19 protein-coding genes are annotated in these 18,791 nt (G+C 61.7%); 18 read left to right on the top strand and 1 reads right to left on the bottom strand.

Translation table 11 applies throughout. The features are described 5' to 3' along the window. Nucleotides 1-149 precede the first annotated feature (149 nt). From KJS47_RS05145 to KJS47_RS05100, 10 genes are all read left to right on the top strand, one after another. Nucleotides 150-1,157, top strand: coding sequence for a hydroxyacid dehydrogenase (locus tag KJS47_RS05145; RefSeq protein ID WP_213523376.1), 1,008 nt, complete (start codon nt 150-152; stop codon nt 1,155-1,157). A gap of 56 nt (nt 1,158-1,213) precedes the next feature. Continuing rightward, nucleotides 1,214-3,058, top strand: coding sequence for an AGE family epimerase/isomerase (locus KJS47_RS05140; RefSeq protein WP_213523374.1), 1,845 nt, complete (start codon nt 1,214-1,216; stop codon nt 3,056-3,058). Between the two features lie 13 nt (nt 3,059-3,071). Continuing rightward, nucleotides 3,072-4,607 (top strand): glycoside hydrolase family 3 protein, encoded by a 1,536-nt coding sequence (locus KJS47_RS05135; protein WP_213523372.1) that lies wholly within the window; start codon nt 3,072-3,074, stop codon nt 4,605-4,607. A gap of 56 nt (nt 4,608-4,663) precedes the next feature. Further along, nucleotides 4,664-6,232, top strand: coding sequence for an FAD-dependent oxidoreductase (locus KJS47_RS05130; RefSeq protein ID WP_213523370.1), 1,569 nt, complete (start codon nt 4,664-4,666; stop codon nt 6,230-6,232). 271 nt (nt 6,233-6,503) lie between these two features. Next, nucleotides 6,504-7,955, top strand: coding sequence for a cardiolipin synthase (cls, locus tag KJS47_RS05125; RefSeq protein WP_213523369.1), 1,452 nt, complete (start codon nt 6,504-6,506; stop codon nt 7,953-7,955). A gap of 123 nt (nt 7,956-8,078) precedes the next feature. After that, nucleotides 8,079-8,861 (top strand): hypothetical protein, encoded by a 783-nt coding sequence (locus KJS47_RS05120; protein ID WP_213523368.1) that lies wholly within the window; start codon nt 8,079-8,081, stop codon nt 8,859-8,861. 223 nt (nt 8,862-9,084) lie between these two features. Continuing rightward, nucleotides 9,085-9,975 (top strand): ABC transporter ATP-binding protein, encoded by an 891-nt coding sequence (locus tag KJS47_RS05115; RefSeq protein ID WP_213523367.1) that lies wholly within the window; start codon nt 9,085-9,087, stop codon nt 9,973-9,975. A gap of 16 nt (nt 9,976-9,991) precedes the next feature. Further along, on the top strand, nt 9,992-10,747 hold the full coding sequence (locus KJS47_RS05110) for an ABC transporter permease (RefSeq protein ID WP_213523366.1): 756 nt from the start codon (nt 9,992-9,994) through the stop codon (nt 10,745-10,747). 1 nt (nt 10,748) lies between these two features. After that, nucleotides 10,749-11,906, top strand: coding sequence for a sensor histidine kinase (locus KJS47_RS05105; protein WP_213523365.1), 1,158 nt, complete (start codon nt 10,749-10,751; stop codon nt 11,904-11,906). Then, complete coding sequence (locus KJS47_RS05100; RefSeq protein WP_213523364.1) at nt 11,903-12,505, top strand: response regulator transcription factor; 603 nt, start codon at nt 11,903-11,905, stop codon at nt 12,503-12,505. The genes KJS47_RS05105 and KJS47_RS05100 overlap by 4 nt, the downstream gene beginning before the upstream one ends. A 489-nt stretch (nt 12,506-12,994) precedes the next feature. Here KJS47_RS05100 and KJS47_RS05095 read toward each other — a convergent pair whose 3' ends face one another. Beyond that, a complete protein-coding gene (locus tag KJS47_RS05095) occupies nt 12,995-14,275 on the bottom strand; it encodes an MFS transporter (protein WP_213523362.1) in 1,281 nt (426 codons plus the stop codon). A gap of 276 nt (nt 14,276-14,551) precedes the next feature. Here KJS47_RS05095 and KJS47_RS05090 point away from each other — a divergent pair, with 276 nt between their 5' ends. The 8 genes from KJS47_RS05090 (at nt 14,552) to KJS47_RS05055 (ending at nt 18,791) form a co-directional block, all read left to right on the top strand. Next, nucleotides 14,552-15,157: a GNAT family N-acetyltransferase gene (locus KJS47_RS05090; protein WP_213523359.1), complete on the top strand. Its 606-nt coding sequence runs from the start codon at nt 14,552-14,554 to the stop codon at nt 15,155-15,157. Further along, nucleotides 15,154-15,612 (top strand): GNAT family N-acetyltransferase, encoded by a 459-nt coding sequence (locus KJS47_RS05085; RefSeq protein ID WP_213523357.1) that lies wholly within the window; start codon nt 15,154-15,156, stop codon nt 15,610-15,612. Before KJS47_RS05090 ends, KJS47_RS05085 begins: the two co-directional genes overlap by 4 nt. A gap of 32 nt (nt 15,613-15,644) precedes the next feature. Next, a complete protein-coding gene (locus tag KJS47_RS05080; protein ID WP_213523355.1) occupies nt 15,645-16,361 on the top strand; it encodes a metallophosphoesterase family protein in 717 nt (238 codons plus the stop codon). Nucleotides 16,362-16,427: 66 nt separating this feature from the next. Continuing rightward, the gene (locus tag KJS47_RS05075; protein ID WP_213523353.1) at nt 16,428-16,826 is read left to right on the top strand and encodes a GNAT family N-acetyltransferase; all 399 of its coding nucleotides are present in this window, start codon (nt 16,428-16,430) and stop codon (nt 16,824-16,826) included. Between the two features lie 37 nt (nt 16,827-16,863). Then, nucleotides 16,864-17,265 carry an NUDIX hydrolase gene (locus tag KJS47_RS05070; RefSeq protein WP_213523351.1) on the top strand — a complete coding sequence of 134 codons (402 nt, stop codon included), beginning with the start codon at nt 16,864-16,866 and terminating at the stop codon, nt 17,263-17,265. A gap of 83 nt (nt 17,266-17,348) precedes the next feature. After that, entirely contained in the window at nt 17,349-18,095 is a 747-nt protein-coding gene (locus tag KJS47_RS05065; protein ID WP_213523349.1) for a nucleotidyltransferase family protein, read from the top strand. A 51-nt stretch (nt 18,096-18,146) separates the two neighbouring features. Further along, nucleotides 18,147-18,284 (top strand): hypothetical protein, encoded by a 138-nt coding sequence (locus tag KJS47_RS05060; protein ID WP_213525078.1) that lies wholly within the window; start codon nt 18,147-18,149, stop codon nt 18,282-18,284. Nucleotides 18,285-18,287: 3 nt separating this feature from the next. Continuing rightward, the gene (locus KJS47_RS05055) at nt 18,288-18,791 is read left to right on the top strand and encodes a GNAT family N-acetyltransferase (RefSeq protein ID WP_213523347.1); all 504 of its coding nucleotides are present in this window, start codon (nt 18,288-18,290) and stop codon (nt 18,789-18,791) included.

The following is an 18,791-nucleotide window of genomic DNA, read 5'->3' as shown; positions in this document are numbered from 1 at the left end:
AGACAGGTGGCAGTAGCTGTGAGAAACTGGAAACAGAATAAGCGGCACGGGCCGCTGGACAGGCGGCGTGCCGCGTTTGGTAATCGTTTCCAAAGATTGAAGGTAGTGTGCCCGCAAGGCAGAGGCGTTAGAAGAAGGGGGCGGCACCGGTGAAGATAGCGTTGCTGCAAGGAAAGAACACAACAAGCCGGGTATTTCACCCGTCGCAGCTGGAGAGGCTGCAGCGGCTGGGAGCGGAGCTCGTCATCAATCCGCAGGAAGGCTGGATGACGGCCGAGCAGGTGGCCGATTATGTCGCGGGTGCGGACGTGCTCATTACGTCGTGGGGCTGCCCGCCGCTGGACGCGGCGCTGCTGAACCGGGCGCCCGGACTGCGGGCCGTCCTTCACGCGGCCGGGTCGGTCAAGCCAGTCGTCACGCCCGAGCTGTGGCGGCGGGGCATCCGGGTCAGCTCGGCGGCGGCCGAGCTGAGCAGAGGGGTTGGAGAGACGGCGCTTGGCCTGACCCTCGTCACGTTGAAAAACTTGTGGGAGGTGACCGTAGAGAGCAAGACAGGCGGCTGGTGGAACCGGCAAAGTGACGGCGTACGGAGCCGGATTCGCGAGATGTACGGCGTCACGATCGGCTGTATCGGCGCAGGACATGCCGGCCGGCGCTACATGAGCCTGCTGCAGCCGTTCCACGTCGAGGTGCTGCTCGCGGACCCGACGCTGACACCGGAGCAGGCGGAGCAGCTGGGAGGGCGGCTCGTCACCCTGGACGAGCTGCTGACCGCCTCGGACGTCGTGACCGTGCTGGCGCCCGAGCTGCCGTCCACCTACCACATGCTGAATGACCGCACGCTCGGGCTGATGAAGGACGATGCGATCCTGATCAATCTCGCGAGAGGCTCGCTCGTCGACGAGGAAGCGCTCGTGAAGCATCTGGAATGCGGGAGGCTGTTCGCCTGTCTCGATGTCACGGAACCTGAGCCACCGGCGCCGGACCATCCGTTCCGGACTTTGCCGAACGTTCTGCTGACCGGCCACATCGCCGGTGCCGTCAACAACGGCCTGTACGCGCTCGGCCATTTTGTGGTCGACGAGCTGCAGCGTCTCCTGAACGGCGAGCCTCTCGAGGGGGAAGTCCGGGAGGAGCAGCTTCACCTGATGGCCTAACCGGCCGTCCCGCTGGATGACGAACACCATTAATGCTAGGGAGAGGAAGCTACAAGATGAAGAATGCGATATTTGCAGCAGAGACACCCGACTACGCCTTGCTGGACGGGGCCGAGATCTATCCGCTCGCCGACCTGGAGACCGCGGAGCTGGACAGCTTCGAGTCCGTACTGGTCCTTGGCGCAGGCTCCGTAGAAAGTGATACCGAGCTGTCCAAGGACGTGCTCGCCAAGCTGTGGCGCTACGCGTTTGGCGGAGGCAAGCTGTACGCCGAACTGATCGCCGCCTTTGACTTTCCGTCCTCGCGGCTCTTTGGCTGGAAGCAGGATTTTCCGCGCAGCCGGCGGACGCTTGAAAAGCTTAGAGTGTCGGGCTTGGCCGCCCCACTTCCCGAAGGAGCGCTGCTCGAGTGGGAGGGCCCTCTGACGATCGGCTTCCCGCTCGAGACCGAGAGCCTGCTGACCTTCGGCTCGTTCCAGGAGACGCATACCGCGCCCTCCGCGGACCATTCGCATCCGGGCTTGTTCTACAGGCAGTTCGGGCAGGGCGTCGTCGCCTACTCGACCTTTGCGCTGTTCGCCTGCCGCAGCCGCGCGGCCCTGCGTCCTTATCGACTCTGGCGGGACGTCGTGTCCATGCTCACGGAGCGGACGGGGATTCCGCTTCGGATGTGGAGTCCCGTCATGGAGGCGAGCGGCGGAACGTCCGCGGACGAAGCCGTAAGACGGACGGCCAGCTGGTTCCGGGCATCGGGCATGCTGCCGGCGCCGGACGGCTCGGCGGGCGTCTACGAAAACATCCACTCCGTCACCGCCAAGCTGTCCAAAGACCGCCGGCCCGACTGCCATGCCCACACGGCGCTGTTCTTCCATCTGCTGGGCCGTTATACGGGTGAAGCGGAATGGACCGAGCTATCGCATAACCTGCTCCGGTATTTGCTGGATAACGGCTATCAGGACACCGATCCCGCTTCTCCGACGTACGGCTTCTTCAAATGGTACGAGTTCCCGGCCGACGGCCCCAATCAAATGTTCACCGACGACAATGCGTGGGTGGCGTTCGTGCTGCTCTACCTGTATCGCAAAACGGGCATCGAGGAGTACAAGACGCGTGGTCTTCTCACCGCCGAAGCGATGCTGGCTACCCAGAACGATCAGGGCCTGCGGGCGAACGTGCTGATGGCAGCCCAGCTCAAGGAGACGGGCCGGGACGGTGCCCGCGAGCTAGAGGCCAGCATGAACCCGCATTTCGAGAGTATCGCACACTCGGCCTTCCTGCAGGCCTATCTCGTCACCGGGGAACGCGCCTATCTGAACACGGCGCTCAAGGGCAGCTTGACACTGCTCGAGCGGTTCGACGAGCTCAAGTTCATGTACAGCCGCACGTCCGGCCTCAACCGGCTTATTCTGCCGCTCGGTTTCCTGGCCAAGCACGACGAGTCGGGGCGGATCGAGGCGGGCTTGGAGCGCGTCGTCGACTACCTGCTGGCGAACCGTCATGAGTCCGGAGGCATCGAGGAAGCAGACAATCCCGATCCGGCCCGGTTCGGGACGGAGGACACTGGTGTTTTCCTGTACAACGGGGAGGGAATCGGCGACCAGCTGTATACGAATAACTTCCTGCTAATGAACGCGTGGGAGGCATATAAGGCAACGGGCAGCGCCAAGCATCTCGATCTCTACAACGGACTGCGCGATTACATGTGCCGCATCCAGATCGCAAGCCGCGATCCCCGGTTCGACGGCGGCTGGATGCGCGCCTTCGATATGAAGCGCGGCGAGTATTTCGGCAACAACGGCGACACCGGCTGGGGCCCCTACTGCATGGAGAGCGGATGGACGAACGCGATCGCACCTGCGGGACTTCTGCTTGGCCTGCTGGGCGAATCGGTATTCGAATAGGAGACGGTTAGCGATGACAAACGAAACGGTTACGGCGACCTCCCGCCTGGAGCGGATGACGCTGGAAGAAAAGGTCGGGCAGGTATTCACCTTCTACAACACCGGAACGACTTATTCCGCCTTCACCAAAGAGATGATCGAGAGATGGAAGGTCGGGGGCATCTTCCTCGACATGGGAAGCCTCGAGAACCCCGAGCAGGTGCACCGGCTGACGACGGACCTGCAGCGGGCTTCGCTGACAGGCGGCAGCGGCTTGCCGCTGTTCATCTCTGCCGATTTTGTGGCAGGGGCCGGCTGCAAGCTGAGAGACGGAGGCGCCGTCCATTTCCCGAAGAACAAGGCTGTCGGCGTGGCGGCGGACGAAGCGCTCGCTTACGAATCGGGTAGGGTGACGGCTATGGAATCGCTCGCCATGGGTGTCAATTTCAACTACAGCCCGGTCATGGACATCAACAACAATCCGCGGAATCCGGTCATCGGCACCCATTCGTTCGGGGAGGACCGCGACCTGGTGGCTGCAATGGGATGCCAGGTGATCCGCGGGACCCAGGACAACGGCATGGTGGCGACGGCCAAGCATTTTCCGGGCCACGGCGACACCCAGGTCGATTCCCACTTCGACCTGCCGGTGCTGCCCTTCGACCGCGAGCGGCTGGACCGCTTCGAGCTGGCTCCGTTCCGCGCGGCGATCGCGGCGGGCGTCGATGCCGTCATGGTCGGCCATATCGCGGTGCCGGCGCTAGATCCGACGCTGCTCCCCGCCTCGTTGTCGTACGAGATGACGACCAAGCTGCTGCGCGAGGAGCTCGGGTTTGACGGCCTGATTGTCACGGACGGCCTGTCGATGAAGGGCGTGACGGCCAAGTTCACGCAGGCCGAGGCGTGCGTCATGGCGCTGCAGGCGGGAGCGGACATCCTGCTCGCCTTCGCCAAAACCGAGGCGGAGGCGGCTCCGATGGTGGAGGCCGTGCTGCGTGCCGTCGAGTCGGGCGAGCTGACAGAGGAGCGGCTCGACCGCTCCGTCCGCCTCATTCTTGAGAAAAAAGCCAAGTACGGCCTGCTGGCCGAGTCGTTCGACCCGCAGCCGTTCGAGGCCAACCGCCTGCAGCGCCCCGAAGCGCTGCGTGTCAGCGACGAGCTCGCCCGCAAGGCGGTCCGCTCCCGTCACGGCTTCTCCCCGCTCGGAACCGAGCGCGAGGGCTGGCACCTCATCTGGGACGCGCAGCTCGATCCATTCGCCCGCCGGGTGCGGGAAGCAGGAGCAGCGGATACCGAGCGGAAGCTCGCTTCCTATGAGGAGCTGGCGGCCGCTCTCGGGGAGATTCCGACGGATCGGCCCGTCCTGCTCGCGCTCACGCACAACAAGCCGATTCCGGACGAGACGCTGGAGCGGCTGAACCGGCTCGCGGCGGAGCGGGAAGGGGCGGTCAAGCTCATTCACTTCGGCTCGCCGTACGATCTCGATCAGCTGCCGCAGGTGCCCGCGCTCTCGCTGGCCGACCGGGCGCCGTCGCTCCAGCAGGCGGCGGCCGATTGTCTGCTCGGATAGAGAAGACCGCCGGGGCCTCTCCGGCAACCAATACGTCAATCGAAGGGAGATCCAACATGAACAAGGAATTGCAAGCAGATGTTGCCATTATCGGCGGAGGTACGGGGGGCTGCGCCGCTGCGCTCGCCGCGGCTCGGATGGGCAAAACCGTCCTTATGACGGAGGAGACGGACTGGATCGGCGGCCAGCTGACCAGCCAGGCGGTGCCGCCGGACGAGCACCATTGGATCGAGAAGTTCGGGAGTACCGCGAGCTACCGCGAATTCCGGACCCGCGTTCGGGACTATTACAAGCAGAATTTCCCGGTCACGCCGGAAGCGCGGGCCAAGATTAACTTCAATCCGGGCAATGCCAACGTAAGCCGGATCGCGCATGAGCCCCGTGCCGCTCTGGCCGTGCTGAACGACATGCTGGCTCCTTACGTGCACAGCGGACGCATCCGCATTCTGCTGAACTGCAAGGTGGAGCAAGCCGAGACCGACGGCGACCGGGTGTCCGCAGTGACGGTCCGGGAGCGGGAAACTGGGGATTCGTTCGTCCTGACAGCTCCGTATTTCCTGGATGCGACGGAGGAAGGCGACGTGCTGCCGCTAGCCGGCATCGAGTACGTCACCGGCTCCGAATCTGTCGCCCAGACCGGCGAGCCACATGCACTCCCCGGTGAAGCCGACCCGACGGACATGCAGGCGATTACGTGGTGCTTCGCGGTGGACCATCTCGAAGGAGAGGACTTCACGATCGCGAAGCCTGAGCAGTACGACTTCTGGCGCGGGTACCGGGCCGACTTCTGGCCGGACATGCAGCTCAGCTGGAGCGGACTCGTGCCCCATACACTCGAGCACGCCAAATACTGCTTTTTCCCGGACGGCAAGAAGTTCTCGCTCTGGAACTACCGCCGGATTATCGACCGCACGAACTTTGCGGAAGGGACGTTCGCAAGCGACGCAACGATCGTCAACTGGCCGCAGAACGATTACTGGCTCGGACCGATCATCGATGTGACTCCCGAGGAGCGGGCGAAGCATCTGGAGGGGGCCCGCCAACTGAGCCTGTCTCTGCTCTACTGGATGCAGACCGAGGCTCCTCGCCCGGACGGCAAGATCGGCTATCCGGGACTGCGCCTGCGCGGCGACATCGTCGGAACGAACGACGGTCTCGCCAAGAGCGTCTATATCCGGGAATCCCGCCGCATCCAGGCGGAGCTTACCGTTGTAGAGCAGCATCTCAGTCCCAAGCTGAGAGACGGCCAAGGCTCGGTCGTCTATCCCGATTCGGTCGGCATCGGCTGGTATGGGATCGACCTGCATCCGAGCACCGGGCTGCGCACGTATATCGACGTCCCAAGTCTGCCGTTCCATATCCCGCTCGGCAGCCTGATTCCGGTACGCAGCGAGAATCTTCTGCCGGCGTGCAAAAACATCGGTACGACGCATATTACGAACGGCTGCTACCGGCTGCACCCGGTCGAATGGAACATCGGAGAAGCGGCCGGAGCACTTGCCGCGTTCTGTCTCGACCACGGCTTCTCGCCGCGCGAAGTCCGTAACGATCCGGACAAGCTCAAGGCGTTCCAGGACACGATTACCAAAGCCGGCGTGGAGATCGCCTGGCCGAAAGTCCACTAGGCTTACAATAACCTGTCGGGCCTGTTCCAATGGAACGTCCTCTCACCTCTCGCAGCGCGTCCTTTGGGGCGCGCTGCTTTGCTTTTCGCTTGACGCTGCTCCTGTGACGCAAAGTACGGCGCAATCGCTCGGACGCTCCTGCTCTTCAGCCCCAAAGGTCATTTTCAGCCGAAAAGCCTGCTCTTGTGCATTCGTTTTGTCGAATAGCTTTTCTTTTTCTTCCATCATTCGGTATAGTAGTAGTGATTTGGACGGGAGGAATGAACCGAGCATGGCAGTTTGGCAATTTTTGTCGATTCTGTTTACGGGCATCAACTTGTTGCTGGCGGTGGCGATCGTATTCCTCGAGCGCCGCAACGTCGGCATGACCTGGGCTTGGCTCATGGTGCTGTTGTTCTTGCCCGGCGTGGGCTTTCTCCTCTACCTGCTGCTCGGCCAGAACCTGAGCAGACGCAAGCTGTACAAAATCAAGGAAGAGGACAAGAAGAAGCTCGATACCATCATCAACAAGCAGCGGATGCTGTTCAAGCGGGAGGCGCTTGCTTACGACGACCCGATGCTGCAGGATTATCACGATCTCATCTATATGAATCTGATGAGCGGGTACGCTCTGTACTCGCAAAACAACCAGGTCGAGATTTTCACGGACGGGGTGAGCAAGTTCGACGCGCTCTTCCGGGATATCGAAGCGGCCAAGGAGCATATCCACCTCGAATACTATATCGTGCAGAACGACAACCTTGGCCGCCGGGTGATTGAGGCGCTGACACGGAAGGCGGAGGAAGGCGTGCAGGTCCGTTTCCTCTACGACGACATCGGCAGCACGCTTCCGCGCCATTTCTTCCGCGAGCTCATCCGGGCGGGGGGCAAGGTCGCGGCCTTCTTCCCCTCGCGGATCCCGTATCTCAATATCCGGGTCAATTACCGGAATCACCGGAAGATCGCCGTCATCGACGGCGCCGTCGCGTATATCGGCGGGTTCAACATCGGCGACGAATACCTTGGCCGCAATCCCCGGTTCGGGGAATGGCGGGACACGCATCTGCGCATCCGGGGAGACGCCGCGCTGCAGCTGCAGGCGCATTTCTTGATGGACTGGAACCTCGCTTATCCGCTCAAAATCCCGGATTCGGCGACGGGCTATTTCCCTGCCGCACCTCTGCCTCGCCGGGGCAAGGTCGGCATGCAGATCGTCTCGAGCGGGCCGGACAATACGATGGAGCAGATCAAGCATGCTTACATAAAAATGATCCACGAAGCGAAGTCGACGATCTACATCCAAACGCCGTATTTCATCCCCGACGAGAGCGTTCTGACGGCACTCAAGGTGGCGGTGCTGTCCGGTGTGGACGTGCGCATCATGATACCGGCCAAGCCCGATCACAAGATGGTGTATTGGGCGTCTTATTCGTATCTCGGCGACCTGCTTGAGGTCGGCATGAAATGCTATCTGTATGAGAAGGGCTTCCTTCACGCCAAAACGGTCGTAATCGACGGCAAGGTCGGCTCGGTCGGGACGGCCAACATGGACAACCGCAGTTTCAAGCTGAATTTCGAAACGACCGCGCTGCTGTACGACACGGAGACCGTCTCCCGCCTCGAGCGCATTTTCGAGGACGATGCGGAGTACTGCCGAGTGCTGACCTACGAGGAATACCGGAACCGGCCGACGCTCCACAAGATCCGGGAGTCGTGCACCCGGCTGCTATCTCCGATTCTCTGACCGCAAGCTTTCAGCAAACGTTCAGCGGACGTTCATGGGCTTTTCAGCTGGGACTCATCTTGGCTTCAGATTGGCGGGGTACACTTCCTGTGTAACCAAAATTTTCCCCGTGAGGTGGAGCAAATGAATAAGATAGCGACCAGCAAGATGGTAAAAGGAACGTTGGCGGCAGCCATTCTGCTTGGCGGCGGCATTGCCGGCCTGGTGCAAAGCCACGCCTATGCGGCCGATACGTCAACGCAGCAGCAGACGGACAAGGCGGCCGACCGGGGAGGCAAGGGTTTCGGCAAAGGCATGCGCGGCGAAGCCGGCTTCTTCAAGGGAGGCGACGTGCTGGAGCAGACAGCGTCTCTGCTCGGCATCGACAAAGAGGCGCTCTTCACGGAGCTGAAGGCGGGCAAGACGCTGGCCCAGATCGCCCAGGATAAGGCCGGCTGGTCGGAGGACGTCTATCTCGAGAAGCTGACCGCTGCCGTGAAGCAGACGATCGCCGACGCCGTGACCGCGGGCAAGCTGACGCAGGAGCAGGCGGACAAGCAAACCTCCGGACTCGCCGACCGCCTCAAGCAGCAGATCGAGCAGACCGGACAGCCGGGAGGCCGGGGACCCGGTCACGGCAAGGGCGGCTTCGGTCGCGAGGGCTTCGGCCCCGGTCGCGGCCTTGGCAACGAGCAGGTCACTTCGATTCTAGGCATCACCCAGGACGAGCTGATGACGGCCCTTAGTGGAGGCAAGTCGATCGCGGAGATCGCGGCGGACAAAGGCATCACCGAGGAGCAGCTGATCGCCAAGATCAAGGACGGCATGACGGACCAGCTGAAGCAGTTCGTTGAGCGGAAAGGCGGTCCGCGGAAGGACAAGCAAGCGCCCGGAACTGACGCTGCGGCCGGTACGACTGCTTCCTAAGCCAGGAGAGTTCTGCAGGAAGCCGGTTTCCCCATGGGGGAAGCCGGCTTTTTTTGGCGTGTCTTGAGAAGAGGTGACACCTGTCATATGAAGCTCATGACAGTCGTGGCTACAGGCGGCGCCGGCGGGCCGGTAAGATAGAAGCATGAGATCGCCGGCTGGGCCGTAAGGCGAAACGTCCGGAAGACGGCCGAAGCCAGTCGACGCGAAGGAGTGAAAGAGGATGACAGCAGCCATTCAGCTGGAGCAGGTAACGAAGGTCTATAAAGGAAAAACGGCGGTCGATCGTTTGTCGCTCACGATCGAGCGCGGAAGCGTGGTGGCGCTGCTCGGCCCGAACGGCGCCGGCAAGACGACGACCGTCTCGCTTATGCTGGGCCTGCAGCAGCCGACAAGCGGGCAGGCGCGGCTATTGGGGAGCGATCCGCGGGACCGCGGCGTTCGCGACCGGATCGGAGCGATGCTGCAGGAGGTCAGCGTGATCGACAACCTGACGGTGGAGGAGACGATCGGGCTGTTCCGCAGCTACTACCGGAGGCCGCTGCCGCTCGACCGGCTGCTCCGCATGGCAGGACTAGAGGAGAGCCGGCGCAAGTTCGCCTCCTCGCTGTCGGGAGGCCAGAAACGCCGCCTGGGCTTTGCCCTCGCCGCAGCGGGCGATCCGGATGTGCTGTTCCTCGATGAGCCGACCGTTGGGATGGACGTCGAAGCCCGACGGCTGTTCTGGGCAAGCATCCGGGAGATGGCGGGACAGGGACGCACGATCGTGCTGACGACGCATTACTTGGAGGAGGCCGATCAGACGGCGGATCGGGTGATCGTTATGAGACAGGGGAGCATTCTTGCCGACGGCACTCCGGAGTCGATCAAAGCCGCGGCCGCCCGCCGCACGCTTGCCTTTACGGCGGCGCCGGGCTTGACGAGCGAGCGGCTCCTCACGTATCCGGGCGTAACGGATGTCGAGTGGAAAGGACACCGGGTCAGAATCGCCTGCCGGGATACCGACCGGCTGCTGTTCGCCCTTCTGAAGGGGAACGAACGAATGAAGGATATCGAAATCACCGCCGGCGGTCTGGAAGACGCGTTCGAGACGCTGCTGCGCGAAGCCAATTGAGAGAGAGGGGAATCCCATGAAACATACTTCAATACCGGCGACCATCGCCCAATGCAAAGCCGAGATTTTGCGGACCGCCCGCAACAAACGCTTCGTTTTCTTCTCCATCCTGCTGCCCGTCGGCTTCTTCTTCCTCTTCACGAGCACGATGGACAGCAGCATGACCATCGGCAATGCCGATTGGGGAGCCTACTATTTGATGTCGATGACGGCCTACGGCGTCATAGGCGCGAGCCTGACCTCCTTCGCACAGCGAATCGCCAAGGAGCGCGCCGAAGGATGGGTGAAGCTAGTTCGATTGACGCCTCTCCCCTCGTGGTCCTACGTCTTTTCCAAGATGGCGGCTCAAGGTGTGATCAACCTGTTTATTATTGTAGTCATGTTCCTGATCGGAGGCATCGGCAGAAGCATCAGTCTCCCTTTGTCGGTTTGGCTTTTGAGCGGATTGTGGCTGTGGGCGGGCGGATTTTCGTTCATGGCGCTCGGCACCCTGCTGGGCTCGCTGCGCAACCAGGATTTGACGCAAGTGCTTAGCTTGATTGTCTACATGGGCTTGTCCATTCTCGGCGGCTTATGGATGCCGACCGCCACGTTCCCGGATTTCATGAAGACCGTCGCCGCCTACACGCCGACCTTCCGGCTGGGAGAAGGGGCATGGAATCTGGTAGGCGGAGGAGCTATCAGTCTGACCGGAGTTTTGATTCTCGCTGCGTATGTCACCGTATTTATGGTACTATCCTCTTATATTCTCAAAAAACAGGAAGCGGTGTAGCATGCGGCTTACGGCCAAACGCCCCCCCGTGGGGCCCCCTTTTTCCTTCTCGCTAATTTGGCTGATCTATCTGATCTTTCCTCTGTATGGGATATTAGAGCTGCCGCCCGTCCCGATGACGGGGAGCCTCCTGCTGCTCGCGGTCTTCGTCGGCTTATACCTGCACAGCTTTCGCTTCAAGCAGTACCGGTTTGCCTTCGTGCTGGGACAGATTGCGATCGTAGGGATCTTCTGCTTCTGGCACGGGGACGGGTTTATGTACCTGGCGTTCTATCCGTCACCGGTGATTGCCTTTCTGAAATCAAGACGACAGACGGGGATCGCTGTTGGCTTCATGATCCTCCTCTTTGTCGCGGTCGGCTGGCGGTTCGAGCTGTTCCTGCACAAGGTGGAGCTGCTCCAGTTTCTCCCGGCTCTGCTCATTATGATCATCATGCCGATCGCTCTGAGGATGGGAAGAAAGTCGGAGGAGCTGAAGAAGCAGCTGCACCTGGCCAACGAGGAAATTGCCCGGCTGTCCAAGCAGGAGGAGAGGCAGCGCATCTCGCGCGATCTGCACGATACGCTCGGCCACACGCTGTCACTTATTACGCTCAAAAGCGAGCTGGCCGAGAAGCTGATCGCCAAGAGTCCCGAGTCGGCCATTCAGGAGGTGCGGGACATTCAGAACACATCCCGCGCGGCGCTCAACCAGGTGAGAGAGCTCGTCACCGGGATGAATCTGGTCACGGTCAAGGAGGAGCTGATCCAAGCCAAGCAGCTCGCGGCAGCGGCTGGGATGCTGCTGGAAGCGCACGGGGTGGATACGGAGACGAATGCGGAGGAAATCGGTTCCCCGCTGGCGGATAACATTCTCGGTATGTGCTTGCGCGAGGCGGTGACGAACGCGATCAAATACAGCCGGGCGAGCGTTCTGCGGATTACGTGCGAGCAGCAGGCGGATCGCCTGCTGCTGTCGGTCGCCGACAACGGAATCGGCTTTGAGCCGAAGCAGCAAGGAAAGCCGGGAGACGGAAACGGCATTCGAGGGATGAAGGAACGGCTGCGGCTGGTAGAAGGAACGCTGGAGATGGACACCGGCGCCGGACGAGGAACCCGGCTGACGTTTACCGTGCCGAGAGTCGTCAAAACCGCCAATGGAAAGGAAAGATACGCATGAAGGTGATCATTGCGGAGGACCAGGCGATGCTTCGCGGCGCCTTAAGCGCGCTGCTCAATCTGGAGGAGGATATCGAGGTGATCGGGCAGGCGGAGAACGGCGAGCAGGCGCTTGCGCTGATTGAGACGCTGGAGCCGGATCTGTGCCTGCTCGATATCGAAATGCCCGGCATGAGCGGTCTTGAGTTGGCGGAGCGGCTCCAGGCGGAGGGCCGCCAGGCAGGAGTCGTCATCCTGACAACCTTTTCGCGTTCCGGCTACTTCCAGCGGGCACTCAGGGCAGGCGCACGCGGCTTCCTGCTTAAGGATTCTCCCGTGGACGAGCTGGCCGCGGCGCTGCGCAAGGTGCATGCCGGGGGCAAGGCCGTTAGCCCTGAGCTGGCGCTGTCGTTCTGGGAGACGGAGAATCCGCTGACGGAGCGGGAGCGGGAGGTGCTGCGGCTGGCGGCCGAGGGATGGTCGGCGAGAGAGATCGCCGGGCAGCTCTATCTCTCCTCCGGCACGGTGCGCAATTATTTGTCCGAGGCGATCCAGAAGCTGGAGGCGAAGAACCGGATAGAGGCGATCGCCATCGCGGAGCGAAACGGATGGCTGGAGTAAGCGGGGCGGCCCTTCGGTTGCAGCCGGATCACGAAGGCGAGCCTGAGGACGCGAACTGCTGGATGAATCCCGGCAGAACGCAGTCGTGAATGCCATAAGGCACGCGCAAGGCTCGTCGAGCCCGCCGAGGGCAGCGCTGGGGTACCTTTGACAATTTGTAGTGAAAATTTTCACAATTAACTACGAATGATGCGACCCCAATAGGACCCTTTCATGGAAGAAACGGAGTGAGGAGCCGAGAACTCTCCTCGCGCCGGCGGCCAGCCGGAAGAGGGCAGCGCAGCGGAAGTAAGGGATAGGAGTGAAAGGCCGCTCGCCGGCTAGTCCATCCCCGTTTGAACTGCGTACATCGGGAATCAGAGAGAACTCGTTTCCTCGCATAACAAATGACCCGGCAGCACCTCTTAAGAGGCGCTGCCGGGTTTTCTTTGAGGACGGCGGGGCAAGGCCGGAACGGTTAGGGTGTGGCTGCTCGCATGGCGCCCGCCGTTACAACGCCCTGCCGCCGGAAGCTGCCGAGGGAGCGGCGGTCTCCCGGCGGCTGCGGAAGGCGAAGCCGAGCAGGCCGAACAGGAGAAAAGCGCCGCCAAGCGCGTAGAACATCGCGCCAAGCGAGAGCACCTGCATCCCGAAGCCGCCAAGATTGGGGCCGGCCATCGAGCCGAAGCTGTAATTGAGCGAGGCGAGGACGTTGGCGGCGGGGAGAAGGCTCCTCGGCAGCAGATCGGCCAGAAACGCAAGGCCGAGAGAAAAGAAGGAGCCGACGAGCCCTCCGGCGAACGCGAGCAGGAACAGGATGACGTACACCCTGTCGCCTGCGAGCGGGACAGCCAGGAACGCCGCCCCGCCGCATAGTGCTGCCGTGATCAGCACCGGCTTGCGCCCGAACCGGTCACTGAGCATGCCGAGCGGCAGCTGCAGCACGAGCGAGCCGAGACCGACCGCCGGCAGCAGGATGGACACCCAGCTCTCGGTCAGGCCCGTCCGCAGGCCGTACACCGGGAAGTTGGCGTTCATGGTCGCCTCCATATAGCCGTACAGGAACGAAGGCAGCAGCGCGAACCAGGCGAGGCGAACGGAGCGCCTGTATCGGTTGCCCGGGGGAGCGCTTCGTGCCCCGGTCTCCTTCGCCGAAGCTGCCGCAGACTCGTCCTGCGCGGCGCCGCGTTCTGCGGCAGCCGAGCCTTCTTCCGCGGCGGGCTTCTCGTTCGGCAGCCGCATTACGAGAAGCAGCGAGAGCAGGAACGAGGCGGCGATGAAGGCGAACGGCACCCATTCGCCGTAAGCAAGCAGGTTGATGCCGACCGGCCCGATGCTGAAGCCGATTGCGTACGACATGCCGTACAAGGCGATATTGCGTCCGCGGCTCGCGGGTGAGCTGCTGGAGATGACCCACAACTGGGTCGAGTAGTGCAGCGAGCTTTCGCCGAAGCCGATGATGAAGCGGAGCGCGACCCAAATCCACAGATTCGGAAATAGGGGGAACAGCACGGAGGCGGTCAGGACGATTACCATGCCTCCGAGAATCATCGTACGGTAACCGAAACGGGCAAGCGGTTTTTCCACGAACAGCATGGAAACGAAGACGCCGACATACATCGTAGCGGCGTGCAGGCCGTTCATGCCCGAGGAAAGGCCTTGCTGCTCCAAAAGTACCGTGAGCAGCGGCAGCAGCAGACCCTGACTGAACCCGGTAAGAACGACGGCGACGATCAGAATGGGGAAGAAGCTAGTGGGGCGGAGAGGTCCGCCCGCGGATATGGATGTCATGACTATCCCTCATTTATCTAGTAAGCTGGCGGCTTTGCCGGTCCAATGATTCATCGTAACACAGCCGGTGGAGATGCGGCAATCCTCTCATTGTTTCCTCCTGCGAGCTCGTTTCGATGACGGGGTGCAGGGTTCCGTCCAGGCGCGGTTCCGTCTTGCCGCCATGCAGCCATTCATCCCGCCAACCCGGCCAGGCGGCTATTATTCCATATAGGCAATTGCTAGGGATTGCCATATAATGATAGCAGCATGGATGGCAAGCAAGGATGCCATCCGATGACAATCGGTGGTGACGGACCATGCACGGAGGAGGAATGGCGCATGCGGTTCCGGCAGGGGAATCCCGAGGATTTTCTACGGCTGGACTGGGCTTGGCCTAGAGCGCACAGCCGCACGCAGCGGCTGTTCACAGAGCGGATGGAGGCAGGGACACAGGAGCTGTGGGTATGCGAGCGGGGCGCTTGTCTAGTGGGCGAACTGCATATTGTCTGGCAGGCGGATGATCCGGAGGAGGCCGACGGCTCCAAGCGGGCTTATCTTTGCGCGTTCCGTGTGCAACCGGAGCATCAGGGTAACGGGATAGGCGGCGGACTGATGAGACGGGCGCTCGTCCGGATCCGGGAGAAGGGCTTCCGGGAAGCGACCATTGGTGTGGAGGAGCGGGAGCCCGGGCTCCAAAATGTATATGCAAGCTGGGGGTTCTCGACGTGGATCAAGACCTGTTCGATCGATCCTCATTGTTTGGATGATTGGGGCTTACCTAGGGCATCGGCTCCGTACCGTCTTCTGCTGCAAACGCTGCCAGAGATAGAGGAAGAGGAGCAGGACCCGGACGAAGCGGTTTCTTCTCCCCCTTCCGCAAGAAAGAAGGGAGAGCAATGACTGGCGCGGTGATCAGACGCTATCGGCAGGAGGAGCTGCAGCAGCTGATTCGTTTGGCAGGGGCTTCTCGGGAAGGCAGTTCTCCGTTCGGAGATACCCGCGACCACAGTGGTTTGCTCGCCTACGTCGTCACGGACGACTCCTTCGAGATTTTCGTGGCGGAGGTGGGAGGCCGGCAGGCGGGCTTCGGCGTTCTGAGGAAGAATGGCGAGCCTGGTGCTGCGGGAGGAAGCGGAATGATCTACGATGTGTTCGTCGCTCCTGCGGCGCGGGGCAGTGGAGTGGGGACGGCGCTGCTTAAATACATGATGGAGGAATCGGCGAAATCCGGTTACCGCACCGTGCGCTTGATGGTGAACGCAGACAATGCAGCAGCCATCGCCTTGTACCGGAAGCTCGGCTTCCAGATACGCCGGTTGGAGATGGCGTACGAATCGGGACACACGGAGCTGTAGAGGATTTTGAGCAAAAAAGGGGGAAAGGCCGAATGAAGCTGGCGATTCTGACGGATATTCACGGGAATGCACCGGCCCTAAAGGCCGTTCTTCGCGCGCTCGACGAGAGGGGAGACGTGGAAGAGATTTATTCCCTCGGGGATCAGATCGGCATCGGGCCTCACACGAACGAAGTGCTGGAGGAGCTGTTTGCCCGGCCTCGCGTGAAGCTGCTGGCCGGCAATCACGAGGAGGCTGTTCTGCATCTGCTGGACGGCAAGGGAGTGCTGCGAGGCCACGAGCAGGCGCTGGAGCACCATACCTGGGTGGTAGAACGGCTCGACCGCCGATTCGCCGACAGGCTCCAGGACCTGCCCCGCTCCCGGGAAGCGGAGCTCGGGAACAGCCGGATGCTGCTGCTTCATTATCATCTGACCCCGGAGGGGTTAGCGTCCATCGATCCCGAGCCCAGCGGGGAGAAGCTGGACCGCCGCTATGCGGGGACGCCGTACGGTCTGGTGGCGTTCGGACATCATCATCCGGTGCACTGGTTCGAGACGGCGCACCGGCTTTATGTCAATCCCGGTGCACTTGGCTGCCATACCCGGCCGACGGCTCGGTACGCGATCGTCGAGGCGGGACCGGACGGCCGGTGGAGGGCGGAGCTCCATGAGGAGCCCTACGACAAGTCCCTCCTCGTGAAGGCCTATGAGGAAGCGGGAGTGCCGGATAGGGACTTCCTGCTGAAGGCTTTTCACGGTGTCGGCTGAGGGGAAGCGTACTTTTTGCCGAAAGTAACGGAAGCAAAAGCGATTTGATAATGCAGGGGGAGAACTATGGACAAGGCCGTACAGTATAAGTCGGATGACCGGGAGCTGGGGACAGCCGCTTTTTTGGCGCTCGTTCAGCAGGTTTGGCCGGGCACCTACAGTGCCGAACGGACCCGCGCAGCTCTAGCCCGCACCTTGAATGTGACGGCTTGGGACGGAGACTGTCTTGTAGGCTGCGTCCGTCTGCTGACGGACGGGTATTTGTTCGGCACCGTGACGGAGATTCTGGTGCTCCCCGAGTACCGCAGGAGAGGAGTCGGCTCGAAGCTGATGGAGCTCGCGTGGGAAGCATCGCCTACATCCCTTTTTCTCGGCGCGCAGCCAGGGAAGGAGCCTTTCTTCGAGCAGCTGGGGTATCAGCCATCGCTTGCCTCGTACCACAGGAAAAAACCGAGACAAAAATAAGGCAATGTAAGAGGCAGGACGAAAGGGAGGGAACGAGATGCTGGCGCAGGCGATCGTTATCAATGAGCGGGAAGAGATCCTGATGGTCCGGCAATACGTCGAGCGGGGAGACGTCGTCTGGAACTTCCCTGGGGGCGGTGCTGAGGAGGGAGAATCGCCCGAAGAAGCCTGCCTGCGAGAGGTGAGAGAGGAAACCGGCTACGAGGTCGAGTTGGTCGAGCTTGTGGATGATGCGCAGGACAAGTTCACATTCTTGGCGAAAGTGAAGGGAGGCGAGCTGCAATGCGATCGCACGCTCGCCTGCAATGCCGATCTGCTGGAGGCAAGATGGATAGACAGCACCTGCGACGCTTATTTTGACGCCGTGACAAGGCCGCTCCGCGACCGGGTGCTGGAAGGAGCCTCGGCTACGGATTCCGGCGGACGCCAGGTTGGGTAATCATATAAAAAGCAAGACGGAGGCCGCAGGGTGCGGCCTTCCGCTGCGGCCGGCCGCGCCGGCTCCAGCCGAAAGGAGACACCATGAAGGCCCTTATTCTAGCCGCCGGCTATGCGACCCGGCTGTATCCGCTCACTCTCCATACCCCCAAGGCACTGCTGCCGATCCGACAGGGTGTGACGATCCTTGATACAATTGTGGACAAGCTGGAGGCGCTGGAGGAGATCTCCGAGGTCTGCGTAATCAGCAATCACCGCTACATTCACGCGTTCGAGGGCTGGCTTCGTGCACGCAGGCCGGGCAAGACGATCCGTTTGATCGATGACGGCTCCGAGGCGGAAGAAGACAAGCGAGGCGCGATAGGGGATCTGCAGCTGGCGATTGAGCAGATGGGAGTCGGGGACGAACTGCTTGTCGTCGCCGGGGACAATCTGTTCACGTTCGGGCTGCAGGATTACGTTGCTTATTTTCATGCTGCCGGCACCGACTGCATCCTCGTCCGAGAGGTGGAGGACGCCGAGGAGCTCAAGCGGATCGGAGTGGCGGAGCTGGATGAAGACGGCCGCGTGCTCTCCTTCGAGGAGAAGCCGGAGCGGCCGCGCTCGCGCTTCGGCGTTTATGCGCTCTATTTGTACCGGAGGGAGACACTGCCGCTGGTCGCGGATTATCTGAAAGAAGGCAACAATCCGGACGCCCCCAGCCATTTTCCGGAATGGCTGTACAAGCGCCGGGAACTTAGAGCGTATCTCGCCCAGGGCGCCGTCTACGATATCGGGACGCCGGAGGCATACCGGCATGTGAGCCGGCTGGCTGCGGAGGGATTGCTTTGAGCGGGCAGGCCAACAGGCCGGGCAGCCAGAACGACAGAAGAAATGAGGGACATGGGAATGATCGTGCTGCTTATCGTGATTGTAACGGTCGGGATGGCCGGAATCATCGGAAATCAATATGCTGCTCTGCGGAGGCTGGAAGCTATCGAGAAGACGCTGCAGGACATGCAAACCAAAAAGGAGACCTAGCACTTGCAAGAACCAACCAAACCGGAGGGGGTTCCGGGACAGCCCCCGCTGCGTATAGAGAATGTGAGCCGGGAGACTGAGGCCCAGGTGAGAGCGCTCGTGCTGGCCGGGCTGGAGGAGCGCTTCGGCTGGCTGGACTCGACGCTGAATCCGGACCTCGAGCAGCTGACGGAGACCTACCGGAGCCAGGGGGCTATCTTTCTCGTCGGGCTCCTGGAGGACAGGGCGGTCTGCTGCGGGGCGTACGTTCCGCTGGAGCAGGGAACCGGCCGGATTGTCCGGATGTCCGTCCATCGGCCGTATCGACGGCTGGGCTATGCGGGACGCATTCTTGCCGCTCTGGAGCAGACGGCAGCCGCCCGCGGCTGCCGGCGCCTCGAGCTGAAGACGCTGGCGCATTGGAGCGATGCGGTCGGATTTTATAAGAAGCATGGATATGTGTGCGAGCACGAGTCCGGCGGCAAGCTCACGATGAGCAAGCCGGTGGAGCCGGACAGTCTAGAATAG

The sequence above is a fragment of the Paenibacillus sp. J31TS4 genome (genome assembly GCF_018403265.1).
Taxonomy (GTDB): domain Bacteria; phylum Bacillota; class Bacilli; order Paenibacillales; family NBRC-103111; genus J31TS4.
This window is presented reverse-complemented; position numbering and strand designations above follow the sequence as displayed.